Origin of the sequence: Pseudonocardia sp. Ae717_Ps2 (assembly GCF_001932475.1) — a bacterium.
Classification (GTDB): domain Bacteria; phylum Actinomycetota; class Actinomycetes; order Mycobacteriales; family Pseudonocardiaceae; genus Pseudonocardia.
The window spans coordinates 17986-30226 of sequence record NZ_MCIS01000015.1; the positions used below are offsets into that span (position 1 = coordinate 17986).

Genomic DNA, 12241 nt, shown 5'->3' on the forward strand with positions numbered 1-12241 from the left:
GGTCCGGGAGGGGGTTCTCCGGGCCGGGGCCGTGGTCGAGCGGGGGTCAGTTGCTCAGCGGGCGATGAGGGCGGCGACCGCGGTAGTGACGGCGACACCAACAGGGATCTGCACCTGGTGGTGGACGGCCTGATCCATCAGGGCGCGACCGTTCACTCCGTGATCAGCCAGGCCGTGGAACCGCTTCTGTCGGCCGATCCGGGCGCCGTGCTCGTCACGCTGGCGACCCGGGATCGCGGCAAACCGAGCGAGCAGACGGCCGTCATCGATCACCGCATGCACCACGCCCTCCGCCACCACGCCGGTGAGCTGGGCCAGCCACGGGACCCGGACACCGGCAGTCCGGTAGAACGCCCACTTCGTGACGGCCTGCGCCGCGGCATAGGTGGAGGCGTGCAGAGCAAGTTCCCGGCGACCCTGCCCGGTGCGGTGCTGCTTGTGGGCCGACATGCAGTCGTCCTGGGCCAAGTAGTCCCCGCCGTGATGACCCAGCAGGGCCCCAGCGCCGTCAGGACGGTGATCGCGATCCGCTCGGACATGCCTTTGCTCCTTGATCAGCTAGCGACAGCGGTGGAGGTGGTCGACACGAGTGCGCCGGTGAAAGCCCAGCCGTCGCAGCGGGGGCACTGATCCGGCAGGCGGCCGCCGTCGTCCGGGATCTCCTCGGCGTGCTGGCACGAGGTGCAGGTCAGCACCACCAGCACGAGGCCCATCTGGCCGTCGAGCACCGGCCACCGGCGGCCCGCCATCACGCGGCCTGCTCGTTCTTCCGGCCCGAGCCGCCGATCGGGCGGATCGCGTCGGCGCGGTAGTAGACCTGCGCCCCGACGACCTTGTCCTCACCGGTGTTCTTGTCCTTGATCGTCTTGTCCATCACGCCGACCTCGAAGCCGACCAGCTCGCAGGGCATCCCGGGCTGAAACCCGTGGCGCGGGTCCTCGTGCGACGCGATCGTCACGTTCAGCACCGAAAACGACGGCCGCCCGAACGCCTGGAACCCCACCGTGACCTGGGCAACCCACTTCGGGGTGCCGTTCCGCAAGCACTCCTGATCGGTGTCGCTGCCGAACTTCAGCTTCGGCGCCAGGTCCATGACCATCACCATCGTGAAACTCGTCGGGTCGATCTTGAAGTTCATCGGGCCCTGGTTCGACATGCGCATCTCCCATGTTTTTCGATCCGCCACTCCGGGGCCAGACCGTCCTGTGGTTCTTGTCCTCAGTTCGCAGCCTCGAAGGTCTGGACGTCTGGACTGATAGAACTACCGTAGCATGAGTCCCCTCAAAGGTCTAGACGTATGAATCAGAGGAGGTCAGACGATGGCCCGGAAGTACGAGAAGATCGCCCGCGAGCTGCGAGAAAGGATCACCAACGGCACCTATCCGCCGGGGTCGACCCTCCCGCACTCCCCGAGTTGATGGCGACGTACGAGGTAGCGCGGGAGACCGTGCGCAGCGCGGTGTCGGCCCTTGCCAACGAGGGCCTGGTGACGCCGCTGTCAGGTGTCGGAACAGTCGTGCGCGACCTCGGCACCGTGGACATGCACAGCCAGCCCGGAGACGCGCATCCCGCGTGGGGGAGCACCACCGGGGATGACTCAAAGATCGAGACCGTCGAGGCGTCCTACGACGTCGCGAACCACGAAGTAGCGCAGCGCCTCGGCATTGGCCGGGGGGATCGGGTTGTCCACCGAGTCCGGCGGTACTACAAGGGCCGCCACATCGTGTTGCTGCACGATCAGTGGCTCCCAGGCGAGGTAGGTGCGCGAATCCACTCAGAGACCGGGTACGACCCGGCCGACAAGGACGCCCACGAGCGGACCGACCTGTACTCGTTCATGCGCGAGGCCGGATACCAGCCTGCACAGACAACCGAACGAGTGAGCACTCGGATGCCTGACCCGGACGAACGGGACGTCATGTCGATCCCGCCTGGCGTACCCGTGCTGATCACGCTGCGGACCACGCGCGACGCGAGCCAGATCGAGCTGGAAACCAGCACCTTCGTAGCAACTGGTGATCGAGCAGAGCAGACCTACACAGTGGCGATGTAGGTTCCTGGCCAATCGCGGCAGAGCCCCCATCGCCGCGGTTGGCCGGCCAGTCCGGCACTCATCAGTTGTCAGTAATACCTGACTGGCAACGTCAGGGCTTCTTGACAGCATTGCCAAGCTGTCCTGACAGTTAATTGTCAGGCTATCTTGACGATTGGTTATTTCGCCAGGCAAGCTTGACTGACAGTGTCAAGGAAGGATGACTGACAAATGGCTCCCGTGAAGGACTTGAGCGGCCCCTGGAACGTCACCACCACGCATCCGGCTGCCGGTGAGCACGAGGGTCACGCGCTGGGGATCGTCGCCGGGCAGGACGACGAGCCGATCAGCAACGACACCGTGGAAGTGCACGTGCGGTACGCGTCGTGCTCGTGCGGGTGGTCCGGCCAGCTGCGCACCGCCCCCGGTGCCCGCGAGCAGCCTCTGCGGACCCGCCGGTACCGGGCTCAGACCCGGGAGGTCCTGCGCCCCGAGTGGGATGCCCACGTCGGTCAGTGGCTCCCTGAGCCGCTGTCGGCCCCGGACCCAACCGAAGACACCCCCGCCGCCCCGCCGGAGCCGCAGGGAGCATCTGAGCGTCCACAGCGACGGCGGCCGAGCAAGCGCGCCAAGCCGGTCGAGCCGACGGCCGCGCCGGAAGCCGCGGCCGTCGTCGTCGAGGACCAGGCGGTGCCCGAGCCCGACCCCGGAGCTCGTCTAGTCGAGGCCGCTGCCGTCGCCGGTACCGCAGCCGCCGCTGCCCGCCGAGCGAACGACGCCCTCACCGACGCCGTACGCGAAGCGCGCCAAGCCGGGATCTCCTGGGCCAAGATCGGCGCCGCCACGTCGATGAGCCGCCAGGCCGCACACGAGCGCTGGCGCGTCCTCTGACCACAGCCCGTCACTGACCCAGATCAAGATCAAATGCACCACGCACCACCGCACCACCGCACCACCACCGCACCACCGCACCTATGCATCACATGGTCTTGAAGGCCGCGTAGCCACCCACCGTGTTCAGCTGCATCGTCGTCGTATCGACGACACGGCGTTTCCTTAGGAAAACGCCTAACTTGGGTCCGCCGGAGGCGCCCACCCAGACCACGCCCCTGGCCGAAGATCATCAGATGATGCATAGGTCCTGGCGGTCCTGGCGGTCCTGGCCGTCGCCCTCAGAGCGCCGTAGCGGGCCGGTAGTAGCTCCGGCGCCGTTCCCGGCGCTGTTCGGGGTCTTCGGCCGCGAGCGCGGCTTTGAGCCACGCAAACGGGGCGTCTCCGGGGTCGAGCTGGACGGCGCGTTCGGTGGTGTCAGCCTCGAACTCGAAGGCCAGGCCCCGGGCGTCGAGCCAGGCGCGCGCGGCGGGAACTCCGCCGTGGCGAGTCGCGATGATCAGGTCCTCCGCGACCGGGTAGATCTTCTTCCAGCTCCGGGCCGGGAGGACTCCTGCCAGCTCTCCACCTCCGTCTTCTTCGGCGATCTCCTCGTCCTTGACCTCGGTGACCCCGCAGCGCTGCTTGAGGCCGTTGGACCACACGAGCTGCTGCATGCCGTGGCTGCCCTGTTCCCACTCCTGCCAGAGCGCGACGTCGCGCTCGTTGCCGGTGTCGATCGCGTCGGCGAGGATCTGGAACGGCGTGCGGGAGCCGCGCTTGCCGCGCTTCCACCGGCCACCGGCGGTCTCGAAGGCCAGCTTCGAGATGTACTTGCCCATCTTCTCCACCGCGCCGTTACCGACCCGCACGTCGATGCCGTGCTCGGCGGTGGCGCTCATGCCCTTCTTCGCCAGCCCCGCGGCCCAGCGGGTGTAGACCTCGCAGGTCAGAGCAGGAATCTCCGCGCTCACATCGGTCGGGAAGATCAACAGGGCGTGGATGTGGAGGTGCCAGCCGTTGAGGTCGGTGTGGGTGCCCTCCACTCCCCGGACATAGTCCATGTCCAGGTCCGTCTTCCACCGCTTCCACCCCCGCGACTGTGTGAGGTGTCGCCACGCCGCGCTCAGCGCTCGGCGAAGTTCGCGCAGGCTGTGGCCCCGGTGGTGGCGCATCGTCAGGGTCAGCAGTGCGACCGTGCCCCCCCGGTCGGCGTTCCAGTTGATCAGCTGTTCGAGATCCTTCGAGCGGCGCGCACTGATCTTGGCCGAGCACACCGGGCACGCCCACACGCTGCCGCAGGTCGCCAGGCCGCCGAAGCCTGCGGTGCCCGGTTCCCCCTCCGGTCCGGGCGTGTGGTGCAACGAGACCTCTCCACCCTCGTTGGTCGAGACCCGACCGCACTTCTTGACCCGCGACAGGCTCGTGATCGCGGCCAGCTCCCGGCGAGCCCGGTACTTGTCGCGTAGCGCCTGATCCTGGCGGTCCCAGAAGGCCCCGCGTGGTCCTGACCTGCGGTGGCCGCACTTTTCGCGTCGTTACCAAGCGCGGCCGCCGAAGGGCGCACCGAAGCCAGCGCGGCCGTCACCGCACACCGCCACGACGACGACGGCCGTGTCCGGCACCCGGCAGAGCCGGGCACCGGCCCGCCTCAGCCTCCGGCCGGCGGGCCGGGCCCGGCACTGCCAAGCGCACACCTACGGCGACGCCGACAAACGGTCCGGTGCCAGCTGCGAGGGCGTGGTGCCCTCCCTCGAACCGGCCGAGGATCGAATGCTGATCAGAACCCGTCAAGGGCGGCTGCGCCGTCGCTCCGCGATCTTCGACCCTTGACTGAACCTGCCCAGCCTTCAAGCGGCCTATATCGAGGAAGGGCAGGCGTCGAGACGGGCTGTGGAGCCGCTGGGGCGAGCCGCTGCCTGTTTCCGGGGTGGGGAAGTGCCCTCGTCGCGTAGCGCCGCGCTGGGGGGCTCTAGGTACGCTGTGGGTAGCCACGTTGGCCGGTGCTCCGATCGCTTCGCAGGGTGACCATTTCCGGCCGACGTGCGGGCCCCCGGGATGCCAGTCCTGGGGGCTCACTTCTGTGTCGACCTGGTTGCTAACTCTGGCCTGATCAGGCCGCTACCTCGTGGAGGCGCGCCGCGCCGTCCGCGATCTCGTCCCAGTAGCGGGCGTAGTCGGCGTCCTCCGAGGGGCCCATCAGCCGCGGTCCGCGGACCCGGCCCAACGGCCGGGCGGGTGCCTGGACCAGCGCGACCCCGGGCGGGGCGAGCTGGTGCTCCTCGAGGTGATCGCGGGCGGACTGGCCGTGGAGCATCACCAGGGCCTCCGGGTCGTCGAGCCGGAAGCTGATCCGCAGGCCGAGCTGACCGCGCTCGAAACCACCGACGACGGTCGCGTCCGCGCGCTGGGTGACCACCATCAGCCGCAGGCCCGCCTTGTGTCCTCGGAGACCAGGCGGCCGTAGAGCGCGAGGAGCTGCTCACGCATCTTCGGCTGGCCCTTCTCGACCGGGGCCGTCGACGCCAGGCGCAGCAGCCCGGCGAACTCTTCGAGCACGACCACGATCAGCGGGAACCCGGCATGGAAGCGGGTGAACTTGTCCCGGCGAGGCGGCAGGTTCCGGATCCGGGTGTCCATCTCCGCGACCAGGCGGACCAGCAGATCCCGGTGTGCCTCAACGTCGGCCGACCCGGTGGCCTGCCACTCGTGGTGCCGGGTACCCACGTAGGGACGGCCCAGAAGCAACCCAGACAGGTCAGACCCCGCGATCAGGACATCGTCGAGGCGGGCGAGCTGCGCCAGCGCCGAATAGCACCACACGCTCTTGCCCGAGCGGGTCGCGCCCTGAATGCAGACGTGCGGCCCCTCCACCCAGGACTGGCGCAGAGGGTTGCCGAGCTCGTCTCGGGCGATGGTGATCTCCACGTCGGAGACCGACAGCCCGCGGCCGGCCAACGGAGCCGGGACCTCGCCGTCGAGGGGGTCGCCGATCAGCAGCTCGATCCGGACCCACTCCGATCCGCGCGGGTAGACCCGGATCCGGTCATAGCCCAGCGCCGCCGCGATCCGCCGCGACGCCTCGTCAGCACGGAAGTCCTCGATGAGCTGGCCGTGGATCTTGCGCACCACCAGCACCGGGTCCGGCCCCGACAGGTCCGCCCGGGCCAGGGTCGGGATGACGATCGTGGTGCCGGAGGCGACCTGCACCGTGTGCGAGAGCCCCGGAACCCGCTCACAGACCCGGCGCCACGGGTTCACCAGCCGGTCGACGAACTCGCGGGCGGCCCGATCCTCGGCGCGCTGCCTGCTCCACATGATCAGTGCTCCTGTCGTGAAGACGGCCCCGGTCCGGGAGGGGTTCTCCGGGCCGGGGCCGTGGTCGAGCGGGGGTCAGTTGCTCAGCGGGCGATGAGGGCGGCGACCGCGGTAGTGACGGCGACACCAACAGGGATCTGCACCTGGTGGTGGACGGCCTGATCCATCAGGGCGCGACCGTTCACTCCGTGATCAGCCAGGCCGTGGAACCGCTTCTGTCGGCCGATCCGGGCGCCGTGCTCGTCACGCTGGCGACCCGGGATCGCGGCAAACCGAGCGAGCAGACGGCCGTCATCGATCACCGCATGCACCACGCCCTCCGCCACCACGCCGGTGAGCTGGGCCAGCCACGGGACCCGGACACCGGCAGTCCGGTAGAACGCCCACTTCGTGACGGCCTGCGCCGCGGCATAGGTGGAGGCGTGCAGAGCAAGTTCCCGGCGACCCTGCCCGGTGCGGTGCTGCTTGTGGGCCGACATGCAGTCGTCCTGGGCCAAGTAGTCCCCGCCGTGATGACCCAGCAGGGCCCCCAGCGCCGTCAGGACGGTGATCGCGATCCGCTCGGACATGCCTTTGCTCCTTGATCAGCTAGCGACAGCGGTGGAGGTGGTCGACACGAGTGCGCCGGTGAAAGCCCAGCCGTCGCAGCGGGGGCACTGATCCGGCAGGCGGCCGCCGTCGTCCGGGATCTCCTCGGCGTGCTGGCACGAGGTGCAGGTCAGCACCACCAGCACGAGGCCCATCTGGCCGTCGAGCACCGGCCACCGGCGGCCCGCCATCACGCGGCCTGCTCGTTCTTCCGGCCCGAGCCGCCGATCGGGCGGATCGCGTCGGCGCGGTAGTAGACCTGCGCCCCGACGACCTTGTCCTCACCGGTGTTCTTGTCCTTGATCGTCTTGTCCATCACGCCGACCTCGAAGCCGACCAGCTCGCAGGGCATCCCGGGCTGAAAACCCGTGGCGCGGGTCCTCGTGCGACGCGATCGTCACGTTCAGCACCGAAAACGACGGCCGCCCGAACGCCTGGAACCCCACCGTGACCTGGGCAACCCACTTCGGGGTGCCGTTCCGCAAGCACTCCTGATCGGTGTCGCTGCCGAACTTCAGCTTCGGCGCCAGGTCCATGACCATCACCATCGTGAAACTCGTCGGGTCGATCTTGAAGTTCATCGGGCCCTGGTTCGACATGCGCATCTCCCATGTTTTTCGATCCGCCACTCCGGGGCCAGACCGTCCTGTGGTTCTTGTCCTCAGTTCGCAGCCTCGAAGGTCTGGACGTCTGGACTGATAGAACTACCGTAGCATGAGTCCCCTCAAAGGTCTAGACGTATGAATCAGAGGAGGTCAGACGATGGCCCGGAAGTACGAGAAGATCGCCCGCGAGCTGCGAGAAAGGATCACCAACGGCACCTATCCGCCGGGGTCGACCCTCCCCGCACTCCCCGAGTTGATGGCGACGTACGAGGTAGCGCGGGAGACCGTGCGCAGCGCGGTGTCGGCCCTTGCCAACGAGGGCCTGGTGACGCCGCTGTCAGGTGTCGGAACAGTCGTGCGCGACCTCGGCACCGTGGACATGCACAGCCAGCCCGGAGACGCGCATCCCGCGTGGGGGAGCACCACGGGGATGACTCAAAGATCGAGACCGTCGAGGCGTCCTACGACGTCGCGAACCACGAAGTAGCGCAGCGCCTCGGCATTGGCCGGGGGGATCGGGTTGTCCACCGAGTCCGGCGGTACTACAAGGGCCGCCACATCGTGTTGCTGCACGATCAGTGGCTCCCAGGCGAGGTAGGTGCGCGAATCCACTCAGAGACCGGGTACGACCCGGCCGACAAGGACGCCCACGAGCGGACCGACCTGTACTCGTTCATGCGCGAGGCCGGATACCAGCCTGCACAGACAACCGAACGAGTGAGCACTCGGATGCCTGACCCGGACGAACGGGACGTCATGTCGATCCCGCCTGGCGTACCCGTGCTGATCACGCTGCGGACCACGCGCGACGCGAGCCAGATCGAGCTGGAAACCAGCACCTTCGTAGCAACTGGTGATCGAGCAGAGCAGACCTACACAGTGGCGATGTAGGTTCCTGGCCAATCGCGGCAGAGCCCCCATCGCCGCGGTTGGCCGGCCAGTCCGGCACTCATCAGTTGTCAGTAATACCTGACTGGCAACGTCAGGGCTTCTTGACAGCATTGCCAAGCTGTCCTGACAGTTAATTGTCAGGCTATCTTGACGATTGGTTATTTCGCCAGGCAAGCTTGACTGACAGTGTCAAGGAAGGATGACTGACAAATGGCTCCCGTGAAGGACTTGAGCGGCCCCTGGAACGTCACCACCACGCATCCGGCTGCCGGTGAGCACGAGGGTCACGCGCTGGGGATCGTCGCCGGGCAGGACGACGAGCCGATCAGCAACGACACCGTGGAAGTGCACGTGCGGTACGCGTCGTGCTCGTGCGGGTGGTCCGGCCAGCTGCGCACCGCCCCCGGTGCCCGCGAGCAGCCTCTGCGGACCCGCCGGTACCGGGCTCAGACCCGGGAGGTCCTGCGCCCCGAGTGGGATGCCCACGTCGGTCAGTGGCTCCCTGAGCCGCTGTCGGCCCCGGACCCAACCGAAGACACCCCCGCCGCCCCGCCGGAGCCGCAGGGAGCATCTGAGCGTCCACAGCGACGGCGGCCGAGCAAGCGCGCCAAGCCGGTCGAGCCGACGGCCGCGCCGGAAGCCGCGGCCGTCGTCGTCGAGGACCAGGCGGTGCCCGAGCCCGACCCCGGAGCTCGTCTAGTCGAGGCCGCTGCCGTCGCCGGTACCGCAGCCGCCGCTGCCGCCGAGCGAACGACGCCCTCACCGACGCCGTACGCGAAGCGCGCCAAGCCGGGATCTCCTGGGCCAAGATCGGCGCCGCCACGTCGATGAGCCGCCAGGCCGCACACGAGCGCTGGCGCGTCCTCTGACCACAGCCCGTCACTGACCCAGATCAAGATCAAATGCACCACCGCACCACCGCACCACCGCACCACCGCACCACCGCACCTATGCATCACATGGTCTTGAAGGCCGCGTAGCCACCCACCGTGTTCAGCTGCATCGTCGTCGTATCGACGACACGGCGTTTCCTTAGGAAAACGGCCTAACTTGGGTCCGCCGGAGGCGCCCACCCAGACCACGCCCTGGCCGAAGATCATCAGATGATGCATAGGTCCTGGCGGTCCTGGCGGTCCTGGCCGTCGCCCTCAGAGCGCCGTAGCGGGCCGGTAGTAGCTCCGGCGCCGTTCCCGGCGCTGTTCGGGGTCTTCGGCCGCGAGCGCGGCTTTGAGCCACGCAAACGGGGCGTCTCCGGGGTCGAGCTGGACGGCGCGTTCGGTGGTGTCAGCCTCGAACTCGAAGGCCAGGCCCGGGCGTCGAGCCAGGCGCGCGCGGCGGGAACTCCGCCGTGGCGAGTCGCGATGATCAGGTCCTCCGCGACCGGGTAGATCTTCTTCCAGCTCCGGGCCGGGAGGATCCTGCCAGCTCTCCACCTCCGTCTTCTTCGGCGATCTCCTCGTCCTTGACCTCGGTGACCCCGCAGCGCTGCTTGAGGCCGTTGGACCACACGAGCTGCTGCATGCCGTGGCTGCCCTGTTCCCACTCCTGCCAGAGCGCGACGTCGCGCTCGTTGCGGTGTCGATCGCGTCGGCGAGGATCTGGAACGGCGTGCGGGAGCCGCGCTTGCCGCGCTTCCACCGGCCACCGGCGGTCTCGAAGGCCAGCTTCGAGATGTACTTGCCCATCTTCTCCACCGCGCCGTTACCGACCCGCACGTCGATGCGTGCTCGGCGGTGGCGCTCATGCCCTTCTTCGCCAGCCCCGCGGCCCAGCGGGTGTAGACCTCGCAGGTCAGAGCAGGAATCTCCGCGCTCACATCGGTCGGGAAGATCAACAGGGCGTGGATGTGGAGGTGCCAGCCGTTGAGGTCGGTGTGGGTGCCCTCCACTCCCCGGACATAGTCCATGTCCAGGTCCGTCTTCCACCGCTTCCACCCCCGCGACTGTGTGAGGTGTCGCCACGCCGCGCTCAGCGCTCGGCGAAGTTCGCGCAGGCTGTGGCCCCGGTGGTGGCGCATCGTCAGGGTCAGCAGTGCGACCGTGCCCCCCGGTCGGCGTTCCAGTTGATCAGCTGTTCGAGATCCTTCGAGCGGCGCGCACTGATCTTGGCCGAGCACACCGGGCACGCCCACACGCTGCCGCAGGTCGCCAGGCCGCCGAAGCCTGCGGTGCCCGGTTCCCCCTCCGGTCCGGGCGTGTGGTGCAACGAGACCTCTCCACCCTCGTTGGTCGAGACCCGACCGCACTTCTTGACCCGCGACAGGCTCGTGATCGCGGCCAGCTCCCGGCGAGCCCGGTACTTGTCGCGTAGCGCCTGATCCTGGCGTCCCAGAAGGCCCCGCGTGGTCCTGACTGCGGTGGCCGCACTTTTCGCGTCGTTACCAAGCGCGGCCGCCGAAGGGCGCACCGAAGCCAGCGCGGCCGTCACCGCACACCGCACGACGACGACGGCCGTGTCCGGCACCCGGCAGAGCCGGGCACCGGCCCGCCTCAGCCTCCGGCCGGCGGGCCGGGCCCGGCACTGCCAAGCGCACACCTACGGCGACGCCGACAAACGGTCCGGTGCCAGCTGCGAGGGCGTGGTGCCCTCCCTCGAACCGGCCGAGGATCGAATGCTGATCAGAACCCGTCAAGGGCGGCTGCGCCGTCGCTCCGCGATCTTCGACCCTTGACTGAACCTGCCCAGCCTTCAAGCGGCCTATATCGAGGAAGGGCAGGCGTCGAGACGGGCTGTGGAGCCGCTGGGGCGAGCCGCTGCCTGTTTCCGGGGTGGGGAAGTGCCCTCGTCGCGTAGCGCCGCGCTGGGGGCTCTAGGTACGCTGTGGGTAGCCACGTTGGCCGGTGCTCCGATCGCTTCGCAGGGTGACCATTTCCGGCCGACGTGCGGGCCCCCGGGATGCCAGTCCTGGGGGCTCACTTCTGTGTCGACCTGGTTGCTAACTCTGGCCTGATCAGGCCGCTACCTCGTGGAGGCGCGCCGCGCCGTCCGCGATCTCGTCCCAGTAGCGGGCGTAGTCGGCGTCCTCCGAGGGGCCCATCAGCCGCGGTCCGCGGACCCGGCCCAACGGCCGGGCGGGTGCCTGGACCAGCGCGACCCCGGGCGGGGCGAGCTGGTGCTCCTCGAGGTGATCGCGGGCGGACTGGCCGTGGAGCATCACCAGGGCCTCCGGGTCGTCGAGCCGGAAGCTGATCCGCAGGCCGAGCTGACCGCGCTCGAAACCACCGACGACGGTCGCGTCCGCGCGCTGGGTGACCACCATCAGCCGCAGGCCCGCCTTGTGTCCCTCGGAGACCAGGCGGCCGTAGAGCGCGAGGAGCTGCTCACGCATCTTCGGCTGGCCCTTCTCGACCGGGGCCGTCGACGCCAGGCGCAGCAGCCCGGCGAACTCTTCGAGCACGACCACGATCAGCGGGAACCCGGCATGGAAGCGGGTGAACTTGTCCCGGCGAGGCGGCAGGTTCCGGATCCGGGTGTCCATCTCCGCGACCAGGCGGACCAGCAGATCCCGGTGTGCCTCAACGTCGGCCGACCCGGTGGCCTGCCACTCGTGGTGCCGGGTACCCACGTAGGGACGGCCCAGAAGCAACCCAGACAGGTCAGACCCCGCGATCAGGACATCGTCGAGGCGGGCGAGCTGCGCCAGCGCCGAATAGCACCACACGCTCTTGCCCGAGCGGGTCGCGCCCTGAATGCAGACGTGCGGCCCCTCCACCCAGGACTGGCGCAGAGGGTTGCCGAGCTCGTCTCGGGCGATGGTGATCTCCACGTCGGAGACCGACAGCCCGCGGCCGGCCAACGGAGCCGGGACCTCGCCGTCGAGGGGGTCGCCGATCAGCAGCTCGATCCGGACCCACTCCGATCCGCGCGGGTAGACCCGGATCCGGTCATAGCCCAGCGCCGCCGCGATCCGCCGCGACGCCTCGTCAGCACGGAAGTC

19 protein-coding genes and 1 pseudogene are annotated in these 12241 nt (G+C 68.7%); 6 read left to right on the top strand and 14 right to left on the bottom strand.

The genetic code is table 11. The annotated features are described in order from the left end of the window. Nucleotides 1-54 precede the first annotated feature (54 nt). The 3 genes from Ae717Ps2_RS33120 to Ae717Ps2_RS33130 all read right to left on the bottom strand — a co-directional run bounded on the left by Ae717Ps2_RS33120 (nucleotide 55) and on the right by Ae717Ps2_RS33130 (nucleotide 1162). Nucleotides 55-450, bottom strand: coding sequence for a hypothetical protein (locus tag Ae717Ps2_RS33120; protein ID WP_075334998.1), 396 nt, complete (start codon nucleotides 448-450; stop codon nucleotides 55-57). Nucleotides 451-554: 104 nt separating this feature from the next. Continuing rightward, entirely contained in the window at nucleotides 555-749 is a 195-nt protein-coding gene (locus Ae717Ps2_RS33125) for a hypothetical protein (RefSeq protein ID WP_075334489.1), read from the bottom strand. Further along, nucleotides 749-1162, bottom strand: coding sequence for a hypothetical protein (locus tag Ae717Ps2_RS33130; protein WP_075334490.1), 414 nt, complete (start codon nucleotides 1160-1162; stop codon nucleotides 749-751). The genes Ae717Ps2_RS33125 and Ae717Ps2_RS33130 overlap by 1 nt, the downstream gene beginning before the upstream one ends. A 157-nt stretch (nucleotides 1163-1319) precedes the next feature. Between Ae717Ps2_RS33130 and Ae717Ps2_RS40730 the strand changes: the two genes are divergently transcribed. The 3 genes from Ae717Ps2_RS40730 to Ae717Ps2_RS33140 all read left to right on the top strand — a co-directional run bounded on the left by Ae717Ps2_RS40730 (nucleotide 1320) and on the right by Ae717Ps2_RS33140 (nucleotide 2923). Then, nucleotides 1320-1418, top strand: coding sequence for a GntR family transcriptional regulator (locus Ae717Ps2_RS40730; RefSeq protein ID WP_143510895.1), 99 nt, complete (start codon nucleotides 1320-1322; stop codon nucleotides 1416-1418). Then, nucleotides 1418-2053 (top strand): GntR family transcriptional regulator, encoded by a 636-nt coding sequence (locus Ae717Ps2_RS33135; RefSeq protein WP_158071623.1) that lies wholly within the window; start codon nucleotides 1418-1420, stop codon nucleotides 2051-2053. The genes Ae717Ps2_RS40730 and Ae717Ps2_RS33135 overlap by 1 nt, the downstream gene beginning before the upstream one ends. Before the next feature lie 210 nt (nucleotides 2054-2263). Continuing rightward, nucleotides 2264-2923, top strand: a complete 660-nt coding sequence (locus tag Ae717Ps2_RS33140; RefSeq protein ID WP_143510659.1) for a hypothetical protein — start codon at nucleotides 2264-2266, stop codon at nucleotides 2921-2923. A 281-nt stretch (nucleotides 2924-3204) separates the two neighbouring features. Here Ae717Ps2_RS33140 and Ae717Ps2_RS33145 read toward each other — a convergent pair whose 3' ends face one another. The 7 genes from Ae717Ps2_RS33145 to Ae717Ps2_RS36930 all read right to left on the bottom strand — a co-directional run bounded on the left by Ae717Ps2_RS33145 (nucleotide 3205) and on the right by Ae717Ps2_RS36930 (nucleotide 7413). Next, the gene (locus Ae717Ps2_RS33145; protein WP_075334493.1) at nucleotides 3205-4266 is read right to left on the bottom strand and encodes a protein rep; all 1062 of its coding nucleotides are present in this window, start codon (nucleotides 4264-4266) and stop codon (nucleotides 3205-3207) included. A 749-nt stretch (nucleotides 4267-5015) separates the two neighbouring features. After that, nucleotides 5016-5324 (bottom strand): hypothetical protein, encoded by a 309-nt coding sequence (locus Ae717Ps2_RS33150; protein WP_075334838.1) that lies wholly within the window; start codon nucleotides 5322-5324, stop codon nucleotides 5016-5018. Further along, nucleotides 5324-6220, bottom strand: a complete 897-nt coding sequence (locus Ae717Ps2_RS33155) for a hypothetical protein (protein ID WP_075334844.1) — start codon at nucleotides 6218-6220, stop codon at nucleotides 5324-5326. The genes Ae717Ps2_RS33150 and Ae717Ps2_RS33155 overlap by 1 nt, the downstream gene beginning before the upstream one ends. An 83-nt stretch (nucleotides 6221-6303) precedes the next feature. Beyond that, the gene (locus Ae717Ps2_RS33160) at nucleotides 6304-6789 is read right to left on the bottom strand and encodes a DUF3307 domain-containing protein (protein ID WP_075334488.1); all 486 of its coding nucleotides are present in this window, start codon (nucleotides 6787-6789) and stop codon (nucleotides 6304-6306) included. A gap of 15 nt (nucleotides 6790-6804) precedes the next feature. After that, nucleotides 6805-6999 (bottom strand): hypothetical protein, encoded by a 195-nt coding sequence (locus Ae717Ps2_RS33165; protein ID WP_075334489.1) that lies wholly within the window; start codon nucleotides 6997-6999, stop codon nucleotides 6805-6807. After that, the gene (locus tag Ae717Ps2_RS39975) at nucleotides 6999-7124 is read right to left on the bottom strand and encodes a hypothetical protein (protein WP_255407991.1); all 126 of its coding nucleotides are present in this window, start codon (nucleotides 7122-7124) and stop codon (nucleotides 6999-7001) included. The genes Ae717Ps2_RS33165 and Ae717Ps2_RS39975 overlap by 1 nt, the downstream gene beginning before the upstream one ends. Beyond that, on the bottom strand, nucleotides 7090-7413 hold the full coding sequence (locus Ae717Ps2_RS36930) for a hypothetical protein (protein ID WP_143510901.1): 324 nt from the start codon (nucleotides 7411-7413) through the stop codon (nucleotides 7090-7092). Before Ae717Ps2_RS36930 ends, Ae717Ps2_RS39975 begins: the two co-directional genes overlap by 35 nt. A gap of 157 nt (nucleotides 7414-7570) precedes the next feature. Here Ae717Ps2_RS36930 and Ae717Ps2_RS35765 point away from each other — a divergent pair, with 157 nt between their 5' ends. The 3 genes from Ae717Ps2_RS35765 to Ae717Ps2_RS36935 all read left to right on the top strand — a co-directional run bounded on the left by Ae717Ps2_RS35765 (nucleotide 7571) and on the right by Ae717Ps2_RS36935 (nucleotide 9135). Then, nucleotides 7571-7900, top strand: a complete 330-nt coding sequence (locus Ae717Ps2_RS35765) for a GntR family transcriptional regulator (RefSeq protein WP_083702720.1) — start codon at nucleotides 7571-7573, stop codon at nucleotides 7898-7900. Beyond that, nucleotides 7825-8304 carry a UTRA domain-containing protein gene (locus tag Ae717Ps2_RS33175; RefSeq protein ID WP_075334845.1) on the top strand — a complete coding sequence of 160 codons (480 nt, stop codon included), beginning with the start codon at nucleotides 7825-7827 and terminating at the stop codon, nucleotides 8302-8304. The genes Ae717Ps2_RS35765 and Ae717Ps2_RS33175 overlap by 76 nt, the downstream gene beginning before the upstream one ends. Before the next feature lie 210 nt (nucleotides 8305-8514). Beyond that, nucleotides 8515-9135: a hypothetical protein gene (locus Ae717Ps2_RS36935; protein WP_143510903.1), complete on the top strand. Its 621-nt coding sequence runs from the start codon at nucleotides 8515-8517 to the stop codon at nucleotides 9133-9135. A gap of 534 nt (nucleotides 9136-9669) precedes the next feature. Here the strand turns inward: Ae717Ps2_RS36935 and Ae717Ps2_RS39715 are convergent. The 4 genes and pseudogenes from Ae717Ps2_RS39715 to Ae717Ps2_RS37805 form a co-directional block, all read right to left on the bottom strand. Next, nucleotides 9670-9942 (bottom strand): hypothetical protein, encoded by a 273-nt coding sequence (locus Ae717Ps2_RS39715; protein ID WP_143510905.1) that lies wholly within the window; start codon nucleotides 9940-9942, stop codon nucleotides 9670-9672. Between the two features lie 241 nt (nucleotides 9943-10183). After that, nucleotides 10184-10321: pseudogene (locus tag Ae717Ps2_RS40735) on the bottom strand (hypothetical protein); the annotation flags it as partial. 8 nt (nucleotides 10322-10329) lie between these two features. Next, a complete protein-coding gene (locus tag Ae717Ps2_RS33180) occupies nucleotides 10330-10767 on the bottom strand; it encodes a hypothetical protein (RefSeq protein ID WP_075334846.1) in 438 nt (145 codons plus the stop codon). Nucleotides 10768-11254: 487 nt separating this feature from the next. Then, nucleotides 11255-12241: hypothetical protein (locus tag Ae717Ps2_RS37805; RefSeq protein ID WP_158071625.1), on the bottom strand; the 987-nt coding region annotated here is incomplete at its 5' end.

Coding starts and splice junctions, on each gene's coding strand:
- Ae717Ps2_RS33120 (WP_075334998.1), bottom strand. CDS start 450: ATGTCGGCCCACAAGCAGCACCGCACCGGGCAGGGTCGCCGGGAACTT.
- Ae717Ps2_RS33125 (WP_075334489.1), bottom strand. CDS start 749: ATGGCGGGCCGCCGGTGGCCGGTGCTCGACGGCCAGATGGGCCTCGTG.
- Ae717Ps2_RS33130 (WP_075334490.1), bottom strand. CDS start 1,162: ATGCGCATGTCGAACCAGGGCCCGATGAACTTCAAGATCGACCCGACG.
- Ae717Ps2_RS40730 (WP_143510895.1), top strand. CDS start 1,320: ATGGCCCGGAAGTACGAGAAGATCGCCCGCGAGCTGCGAGAAAGGATC.
- Ae717Ps2_RS33135 (WP_158071623.1), top strand. CDS start 1,418: ATGGCGACGTACGAGGTAGCGCGGGAGACCGTGCGCAGCGCGGTGTCG.
- Ae717Ps2_RS33140 (WP_143510659.1), top strand. CDS start 2,264: ATGGCTCCCGTGAAGGACTTGAGCGGCCCCTGGAACGTCACCACCACG.
- Ae717Ps2_RS33150 (WP_075334838.1), bottom strand. CDS start 5,324: ATGGTGGTCACCCAGCGCGCGGACGCGACCGTCGTCGGTGGTTTCGAG.
- Ae717Ps2_RS33155 (WP_075334844.1), bottom strand. CDS start 6,220: ATGTGGAGCAGGCAGCGCGCCGAGGATCGGGCCGCCCGCGAGTTCGTC.
- Ae717Ps2_RS33160 (WP_075334488.1), bottom strand. CDS start 6,789: ATGTCCGAGCGGATCGCGATCACCGTCCTGACGGCGCTGGGGGCCCTG.
- Ae717Ps2_RS33165 (WP_075334489.1), bottom strand. CDS start 6,999: ATGGCGGGCCGCCGGTGGCCGGTGCTCGACGGCCAGATGGGCCTCGTG.
- Ae717Ps2_RS39975 (WP_255407991.1), bottom strand. CDS start 7,124: ATGGACAAGACGATCAAGGACAAGAACACCGGTGAGGACAAGGTCGTC.
- Ae717Ps2_RS36930 (WP_143510901.1), bottom strand. CDS start 7,413: ATGCGCATGTCGAACCAGGGCCCGATGAACTTCAAGATCGACCCGACG.
- Ae717Ps2_RS35765 (WP_083702720.1), top strand. CDS start 7,571: ATGGCCCGGAAGTACGAGAAGATCGCCCGCGAGCTGCGAGAAAGGATC.
- Ae717Ps2_RS36935 (WP_143510903.1), top strand. CDS start 8,515: ATGGCTCCCGTGAAGGACTTGAGCGGCCCCTGGAACGTCACCACCACG.